The 8,873-nt window shown below is 34.7% G+C and carries 8 protein-coding genes; 1 reads left to right on the forward strand and 7 read right to left on the reverse strand.

Features of this window, described 5'->3' with window-relative positions; genetic code table 11:
• The first annotated feature begins 881 nt into the window (after positions 1–881).
• Positions 882–1,910 carry a hypothetical protein gene (locus SVZ03_04250; GenBank protein ID MDY6933418.1) on the forward strand — a complete coding sequence of 343 codons (1,029 nt, stop codon included), beginning with the start codon at positions 882–884 and terminating at the stop codon, positions 1,908–1,910.
• Between the two features lie 111 nt (positions 1,911–2,021).
• On the opposite strand, the gene SVZ03_04255 is transcribed toward SVZ03_04250, so the two are convergent.
• The 7 genes from SVZ03_04255 to SVZ03_04285 all read right to left on the reverse strand — a co-directional run bounded on the left by SVZ03_04255 (position 2,022) and on the right by SVZ03_04285 (position 8,137).
• Positions 2,022–2,627: a hypothetical protein gene (locus tag SVZ03_04255; GenBank protein ID MDY6933419.1), complete on the reverse strand. Its 606-nt coding sequence runs from the start codon at positions 2,625–2,627 to the stop codon at positions 2,022–2,024.
• A gap of 27 nt (positions 2,628–2,654) precedes the next feature.
• Complete coding sequence (locus SVZ03_04260; protein MDY6933420.1) at positions 2,655–5,072, reverse strand: TonB-dependent receptor plug domain-containing protein; 2,418 nt, start codon at positions 5,070–5,072, stop codon at positions 2,655–2,657.
• Positions 5,073–5,180: 108 nt separating this feature from the next.
• Positions 5,181–5,729, reverse strand: coding sequence for a hypothetical protein (locus SVZ03_04265; protein ID MDY6933421.1), 549 nt, complete (start codon positions 5,727–5,729; stop codon positions 5,181–5,183).
• A gap of 606 nt (positions 5,730–6,335) precedes the next feature.
• Positions 6,336–6,611 (reverse strand): hypothetical protein, encoded by a 276-nt coding sequence (locus SVZ03_04270; protein MDY6933422.1) that lies wholly within the window; start codon positions 6,609–6,611, stop codon positions 6,336–6,338.
• 6 nt (positions 6,612–6,617) lie between these two features.
• A complete protein-coding gene (locus SVZ03_04275) occupies positions 6,618–6,767 on the reverse strand; it encodes a hypothetical protein (GenBank protein MDY6933423.1) in 150 nt (49 codons plus the stop codon).
• 45 nt (positions 6,768–6,812) lie between these two features.
• A complete protein-coding gene (locus SVZ03_04280; protein MDY6933424.1) occupies positions 6,813–7,088 on the reverse strand; it encodes a hypothetical protein in 276 nt (91 codons plus the stop codon).
• A 245-nt stretch (positions 7,089–7,333) separates the two neighbouring features.
• Positions 7,334–8,137: a hypothetical protein gene (locus SVZ03_04285; GenBank protein ID MDY6933425.1), complete on the reverse strand. Its 804-nt coding sequence runs from the start codon at positions 8,135–8,137 to the stop codon at positions 7,334–7,336.
• Positions 8,138–8,873 lie beyond the last annotated feature (736 nt).

The raw sequence follows: 8,873 nt of genomic DNA on the forward strand, positions 1-8,873 counted from the left end.
TTTGTCTTCTTGGTTCATATACACTCCTCATAATTGTATTTGCCGAAAACTGACACTTATTCCCCCCGGGGGGAATAAGTGTCAGTATTATTATCGGAATGTCAGATATTATCTTAACTATCAAAAAAACATTCAATGGGACATTCCCACCCCATCATCATACAATTAACGAATTATCATATTTAGCTTGACTTTCTTCACTTGAGTGAATAAATATTCATTATCTCATCTCTGCGGATTTATTATTATAAACAAAGTCTGAAAATATTAAAATACATTGATTAACATATTAAATAAAATTATCTATTGCTTCAACTGATTTATCTGTTAACAATGAAACAGATTTTGCTTTGATAACCTCCAATACAAAAAAATGATAATGGTGTAATTAAATTATGATAATAAAAATACTTAAGTTATTTGTTTTCCTTATATTATTTTCATGTTGTTATTTTTTATCCTGCCAGGGATTATCTATTATTAATCAAGATCCATGTGAGGAGTCTTGCTCAAGATCAAATATCGAATGTTGTCAAGATTGTGAGGATTCCTACCAAATCCATGATTCTCCTGCCGCTGGAAATGGTTGTGATGGAAGATATAATAATTGTATTCAACGGTGTCAGGATATGTATAATAGCTGCATAGAGAGATGTAAGTCTAATAATTCCAAATAACTGAAGAATAATAATTTAGCCCTACAAAAAAAGCTGTTTCATTATATTAAGATTCAGTATCCACTCCCCTATCTTAATCTATAAAAAATCTCCATACATTTTATTTTGACTTTTTTTATTTATCAGAGTATAATTTTTTATAAATAGTCAACCCAATATAAACTCAGGGATGATAAAATAATAAAACACATGGAGGTTATTGTTATGAAAAGATTTATTAATCTATTTCTTGTTTTAAGTATCATTTTTGTGGGAACGACCTGCGGAAGCATAACAGATGATGATGACGATGATAATCAGGATCAGCTTACATTGCTACAGTTGCTTTCAGACTCAGATAGTAACTTCTTCTACACCGCTATAAAAGAAGTGGCTCCTACGATTGAAGAAGGCACATCAAGAACATCACAGCGCGCTCTGGAGTCAGGCTCAATTATGTATGACATCTACTCATTGCTTAGGGATTATGAGTATCCGACTCATGAGGGTATTGTTGATATGCATAATATCTATAAAGTTATTCATACAGCAGGCCAGATATATTCTACTGCAGAATCAAGTTGTGAAGATATATCTGCTACAACTATCAACTCACCATATGATTTAGGCCTATCGGAAACCTACGACTGCGTAGGGAATAGCGATACAATGGAGGATAATTACGCGAACGGTTTTGCTATTAAGGAATCCGATGAGACCAAGTATAGCCTGTTAACATACAGGTGGGCTCCGGAAGCTCCTGATCACACAGAGCATGGAATTCTACAAGGCAGCTATAATGATGATACCGGAGAATTATCAATTCGTATGATCCACCACGTATATTATGCTTCTATGGAGGGTTTTGTAGTTCGAAGCCATATTGATGGCAATGAGGATACTCACGAGTTTACTATTAAGATAATTTCCACCGGAACAGGTTCAACCCCTTCATGGATAAGCATTGTTGGGAAAGGCGTATCAGAGGGTGATGAGAATTACTTTTTGTTTAAAGTCATGAATAACACTTATGATGAACCTAGTAGTGCCAGATATTTCTGTATCTCAGCAACTGCAACAGATACCACTTTTGAAGAGATTCATACATCTACACCAAATGGATCGGATTCAGTCGCATCCGATTGTTCTACTTACGCAAGTGATGTTAATGACATGACATTTCTCGATAAAGATACAGATGTGCCGACAACACTCAACGATTTTACAGATTCCTCAATACTATTATCTTTCTAAGATTAATAAAAATCACTTCAAATGAATGTAGGAGCGGAATTTAAATCCACTCCTACATTCATCATGCTGTTCATATATCAAGGGCTTGTCACATCAATATTCATGGGTGGACTAATGGTGATAATCAGTATAATCTATTAATTTGCCATTTCTATCAAACCTGGATTTCTTTATCCTCTTCCTCCCTTTATATTCATGTGTAAGAAATGATATAACCTCACCAGAGTTGCCAATAGTAGTCCTTTTTAATAACCTGCTCTTGTCATTATATTCATACACATCATTAACGATAGCCTTCCCAGATGGAGAATATTTGATTCTCCTTTTCTTTTTTCCCTTATCATCGTATTCATAAGTAAAATAAGACCTCATCATATTATTCTTATCGTATTCCTCTTTTTTTGTCCTAACTCTATTAGAATTATATTCATACAACACATAGGAGAGCAAAGCATTCCTTGGATCGTATTCAGTCTTTTTTAATCTTTTGCCATCCTTATCATAATCATATGTAAAATATGATATAAGTTGATCATCACTCGTAAAATGCGACTTTCTGATCTTGCCATATTTATTATATTTATATCTATAATAAGACTGCATCTTCCCTGAAGCGTTAATGATCTCCTTCTTGACTTTTTCAGCTTTTCCTTTGTCCCCAGTGCATCCCGAGATAAATATCCCTGCGCATATTAGTGCCAATAATTGCCTCATCATAATTCTCCTATCGATTATTTTTCATATTTATAATCTTGCTGATCCTCCCAAGTAAAACATTCTTCCAGGGCCTGGATTAAAGGGATCAGCATTGTAATCATCAAGGATGTTTCTGCATAATATATATAGTTCATAATATTCATAAATCTTTTGTGATATCCTAATATTCAATATAACCGGATCATGAACCTTTACACTTTTAAAATAATCTGTTGAATAGGTGACAAGAGGAGGGGTTGTGACCTCTGGCTCCGGTCTATACTTCATTGTATACATCACCTGATTAAATGTTGCATAACCACGCAGGTTAATTGAAGTATTACTCTTAAAGTTCAATCTAAGGTCTGCTGTCATCTGATGCTCAGGCGTCAGTTCCAGCAATTTGCCCTTATTTGCCTTCTCATCATGAGAATCATCCCTGCTTCTGGCATGAATATATGTATAGGATATCTGCATATTTAGATCAAAAATATCCAGGATATCATCTTTTTCATATGATAATAGGTTTTCAACACCCTGAGAAATGATCCTTTCAATGTTTATGGGTGGCTCATCCCCCCCAGCGATCTTCTCTATCCTGTTCGTTATAATACTAGCAAAGTAGTCTATACGGAAACTCAAGGTCTTATCTAAAACAAATAACTCAAATCCGGTATTACTATTGTAGGACCTTTCTGGCTTCAAGTAATCATCGTGCATAGCATCAAGGACCTTTGAGTACTCGCTAAGGGTGGGGAAGCGCGTCTTGATAGAACCCGACATTCGAAGAAGTAGCAGGTTCTTCATAACCTCATAGGTTATTCCTGCTACTGGATTAAAAGAATCCCTAGTACCCCAAAACATGGAATCATCCTTTAAAATATAGGCATCCCCATATTCGTATATCCCAATGCGGTTCTTATATTTTGAAAAATGGTGGCTGTCATAGGATATCCCTGCAGTAATACTCAGCCTCTTTCTAATGCTAATTTCATCTTCGATTGCTAAGCTAAGGTACGAGGATTCCAGATACTTAACAGGAAATTTTTCCAGACCCAGATACTGGGATATATTCGGTGCAGGCGCAGCTGATGATAGAGCTTGTTCCTCTCCCTTGTAAGAATCGTTATTCCAGAGGATGGCTATGGATACTCTGTTCCAATTCGCTATTCTATAAGAGGGATAGATATTAAAACCATAGGTCTTATAGGTCTTTATATCCCTGAAGGGTTCCATAAAATTACCAGCAACAGAGGTATCCTTAACATAATCATGATCAGTCGAGGCGTACCCCTCCTGCTCGGACATCCTGTGTGAGTAAAATGCGTTTGCCTTTACAGTGAAATCACTATATTTGATATGAAAATATGGAGATACCCTGTAATCGAAAACTCCTGGCCATTCAAAAGACCTGTTCCTCAGGGCTGCCTTCTTCACATCCTTTATGTCAGATATAACGAAAACAGGGTCATTCCAGTATAGATCATCTGACTTATAGTCGCTGAAGCAGTAATGCTGATATGTGTTGGTTTTTCCCGTGTAATAATTATACCTGAATGACAGACCTGCCTCAAATTGACTGCTGAAGCTATAGCCTGCTTTTCCGGAAAAGTTATATTTATGGTAGTTAAAATGGTCCCACTTCCTTTCATCTAAGATGTAGTCCTCTTTAGCCGGTATATTTAACTCCTCAAAGGAATATCCGTAAAGATAGTAGGGAATAAGTTTGTGGAACCATTCCCTCCTTTTTAAGCTGTCCAATTCAGCGGAAGGCTTAAACCCATCGGAGTTCATCATCGATCCTGTTAACCAATAATAAAAATCCCCCATAGGCGCACCCTGCGCTACATTGAGGGTATAGTTATTGATTTGGCCGTACTCAGCGTTACACTCAGCAAAAACCCTGGAAGGTCTCTTGCTTATAACATTGATTGAACCGATAGCCCCCCTACTTCCATAAAGGGCTGATGAGACCCCCCTGTTCACAATGATTCGCGATATGTTCATTACGGATATTTGAGATATATCAATGTCAGTAGAATACACATCCCTGATTGGTATGCCGTCAACAAGAATAGCGATCTTATCCTGGTCAAATCCTCTGATTCTTGTCCGCACATGCCCCTTTCTGTGCCTTTCTACAATTATTCCAGGTATAGCCTTGAGCGCATCATCCAAGGTCTTATCTGAATGAGCGCGAATATCCTTTTGGGTTATTCTGGTTGTGGTAGATGCATCTTCTATGTCAGCTAAAGACTCTGCCTTTACAACGATTTCACCTAATGTAAAGACACCGGTCCTCCCTGTTGCCCCCTTCCCTCTTTCCTTTTCTTCTTCTAAGGCATCTGCATTGGATTGTGAGTCATCAATGTGAATAATATCTTGTGCAAATGTGGAGGATAATACCAAGCAGAATATTACTAAAAAACAAAACGATAATCTATTCTTATTATTACAATTCTGCATTAAGGTTACATACAATATAAAAAGATGACAATATTATAGAATAAACAAGCAAATTCTTTCTTATAATCACTAATTGATCATTTATCGAGTTTATAAACCAATCTATTATTAAATATCAAATTTACTTTTTTTTTGCAGAATGTATTGATCAGTAAGATCAATTTTAATAACTGTTGGCCCGCCTATATTAATAGCGACAGCTTCATCAGGGTCATTAGTGTAACTGGCTTCCCCAACATATAAGATATATGGATCACCATTATTTTCAATATGACTTGGCGGATCAAAATCACTGCTTCCCTTATAGTCATAGAATGCCATTACAAAGTATTCACCAGCCATAATATCAGTAAATTCTATTGTTCCGCCGTTAACATCTGTTTCTCCATCATAGATGTGCTCAGGTTCGCGGTAATTATTCGGCATATGCTCGCTCTTCTTTTCATAAAGATATACGTAAAGCTTGCCAGTGCCCTGATAAAATCCATCGTCATTGGTATCGCCAAAATCTATTTGATCATATTTGCTATAATTCACAGTTGCAGATAAATCCGCAGCCCCAGCCGGGATATATGTATCCCCTCCCTCATCATCATCAAAACACCCTAATGAAAATATTAGAGAAACACATAGTATTATTGTAAGAATCCTTTCCATGCCAGCCTCCTTGTTGTATTAATATATGTTTAAAATTGCACAATATTTAAATTCATTAAAATGTGTCAATGAAATTATGTAAACATAAGTAATTAACGGTAATTTTTAGTAAGATTAAATCATATGCTTTTGTTTATGATTGTTAAGTTGATATATGTCACTTCCATATAATTTTCATAAAGCAAAAAAGATTTGCATGAGAATAATAACGTATAATTGCAACAGATATCTTAAAGGATAGAGTGCCGTCTTTATTGACTAGCACGAGATAGCATATTTACAAATGCTAACTGATTGATGGACTGAGTATTATGCTTTAGATGAGAATCAAAGATACCAGCCATGTTTAGTTAGAAATATTGATCATTCTAATAGTAAGGATAGTAATCCATAATTGAATGGTATTTTTAAAGGAGAATTTGATAAAACAACGTTGAATGAATTATATCGAGTTGATTTTGGAAAAGGTTAACAGAGATTTTGAAGAGACATCATCTCTTACATCGCCTGTGGTGATGGCTCTTTTATTATTGAATTGAAAGTCAATCTTTGAAAGAATATGCAATAATAACAAGATTCAATAGATAAACGATATAAAAGATGAGTTTAAATAATACCCAACTTTTCGCCAATGTAGAATCCAACTTTCTCCAGCCGATTAAGCCGCCAGTAATCGCCGGCATTTTCGAGTTTATTCAGCAATATGAGCATATCTGATGTGTACTCACCCATATGGGAAAAGTAGTCCGGATTCCTACGATTGGTGAAGTAAGGTCCAGAGAAGAGTTGCATCAATGTATTCAGAGAGATGATCCCTCCCTTTTTTTTCTCCTTAAAGCCTTCCCAATTGCGAAGATGTTCTTCCGACCGGAAGAAATTCATGGTACTTCATGAATAAGCAATGTTAAAAAACCATCTCCCGATGGGAAGGGATACATGACCGATCAGACCTTTTGGTTCCTCTAATTCGATGTTGCCATCCTTAACATGCACACGTATAGGCTCGCCACAATCAAGACAAACTGAATCGATTTGCACAGTTTTTCCTGGGAAGAGCCAGCAAACTGCCAGCGACTCAAAGGCTCATTGACCGTACCACCTCTGTTCTTCATCTATTGTCAATGAGTAATGTGTTGGCAAATTATTAAAAGGCGCAAATGATACAATATTAACGGACTTGGGGTAAAGCCAACCAGGGAATCCAAAAGTCGAAAAGAGCTTTCTAAGCGCCTTTCTACCCTCTGTAGGGGATACACCAAGTTCAGTTGCAATCTCCGTATAATGTGGCGCCTTTCCAGTAGCAATCATGCGCTCAATAATAATATGATAAGTCTTATCCAAAAGGGGTGATTTAGGCATGTCATAACCTCCAATATTGATAAAGAGATTTAGTAGTAATTGACTTGTTTTATTGCTTCATGTATCTGGTTATATTCCATATTCTATATACCCGAAATACTATATAAAACCTCTCGATCATAAAAATTGTCAAAGACATGAATGTATAGGGATGATTTTATCAAATAAATATCAACACCAATAATGTTAGGTCCATGCAGCATTTGTTCATCAATGAGTAATAATTTATTATCCAACTGGAGTTATCACCGTATATTTGTATTAGTTAAGTTAATATATTGATCTGAAAGCTCACCGAATATTTTTGCGGTTTGTTTATCCCAACCTAATTCAATTATTTTTTGTGCAATAAGCCCTGCCCAGACCTCATTACCCACTAAATTAAAATGAATCCAATCACCCTCACCAATATAATATATTGGATCTAAAAAAATATCATATATCAATACAATCCCAACCCTATTGCCGTATTCAGCTCGTAATTCATCTATAAGATTGATGTATGCATAATTTACCAATTGATTTATTTTATTAATCTGATAATTTCCATCATTTAAGAAAGAATCCATAAAACCGTCAAACCTCCAATAGGTTGGAGCTATGTCACTAATTATGACATTAATATAAGTATTATCTAAAATTCTTCTTATTAATGATTCCATATTATTTTTACATTCATCTCTGATAGCTTCAGCAGACAATTCACCTGATAGAAAAAACCTGCGTACATCATTAGTGCCTAATGCAATAAATGTTATGTATTTATTATCTTCATAGTAGCTAGCGTCTCTCGATTTCCATACTACTTTACCCGGCACATATGCAGACAGTGTAGATCCTGACTCAGCCTTTTCCTGTATATCATCGTCAATTATAGGTTCAAGTATACTATTACTATTTAAGCTAAATATATTATTATAACTATAGGTACTGGATGTTTGTAATCCCTGAGCCCTGCTATCACCAATAATAGTAATTCCCCAATCTATTGCATAGCTATTTATTGTAATAAAAATAAATGAAATTAACGATACTATGACAATATTCATTCTTTTGTTTATCTTTTTATTATATTTTGAATCTAAGTTTATTGGTTAATATCAAAGATATTAACTTAATTATTCCTTATTCGGCTGCTTTTATATTATACGATCTTTCCTTTTATATTTCAAAGATGTCAGTACTCGTTCACAAACAATAGGAGTGATTTATATACAATTTGATTGGATTATGATTAATAATAATATTTTACTATAATGAAAGATGTTAAAAATAGTCAATACATTTATATTAGTCATAAATAAAGCAGAATCCACAACTCCATATCTGGTCACAAAATGGATCAAGTATCGTTCGAATTGAAAAGAAGCAATCTCTTATCATTTACATTTGTATTTATAATTCTCTGTATTCACTATAAACAAATTAATTCATCTATCTTTACTGTCCTATGAGAACAGTATATGTTGTGATCTGACAATTATAAATCGATATAATTTGCAAAAACATTCAAATGAGTATTTATTCATTATCTCCCTAAAATCTTATCTAATAATTTCTCGAATTTCATTCCAAGTTTAACCGCGAATTATACCCTGCATTTCACTATTAGATACATTTTTTCATGCATATCCTACAATTAGCATAAAAATTTGGGAAAATCCAATTTTGGCACAATAGATGCATAATACTATCAGGAAGTCACAATTCGAGGTTTTTTTGACCTTTGTGGCTCAAAATTAAATAAAATGAGAGGTGTTAAAATGGTTACAAAAGATTTTAAAA

It is taken from the genome of Spirochaetota bacterium (assembly GCA_034190085.1).
GTDB lineage: Bacteria > Spirochaetota > UBA4802 > UBA4802 > JAFGDQ01 > JAXHTS01.

What these genes read in the sequence shown, in the direction of transcription:
- SVZ03_04255 (MDY6933419.1), bottom strand. Translation starts at nt 2,627, where the DNA reads ATGATGAGGCAATTATTGGCACTAATATGCGCAGGGATATTTATCTCG.
- SVZ03_04280 (MDY6933424.1), bottom strand. Translation starts at nt 7,088, where the DNA reads ATGCCTAAATCACCCCTTTTGGATAAGACTTATCATATTATTATTGAG.
- SVZ03_04250 (MDY6933418.1), top strand. Translation starts at nt 882, where the DNA reads ATGAAAAGATTTATTAATCTATTTCTTGTTTTAAGTATCATTTTTGTG.
- SVZ03_04265 (MDY6933421.1), bottom strand. Translation starts at nt 5,729, where the DNA reads ATGGAAAGGATTCTTACAATAATACTATGTGTTTCTCTAATATTTTCA.
- SVZ03_04270 (MDY6933422.1), bottom strand. Translation starts at nt 6,611, where the DNA reads ATGAATTTCTTCCGGTCGGAAGAACATCTTCGCAATTGGGAAGGCTTT.
- SVZ03_04285 (MDY6933425.1), bottom strand. Translation starts at nt 8,137, where the DNA reads ATGAATATTGTCATAGTATCGTTAATTTCATTTATTTTTATTACAATA.
- SVZ03_04260 (MDY6933420.1), bottom strand. Translation starts at nt 5,072, where the DNA reads ATGCAGAATTGTAATAATAAGAATAGATTATCGTTTTGTTTTTTAGTA.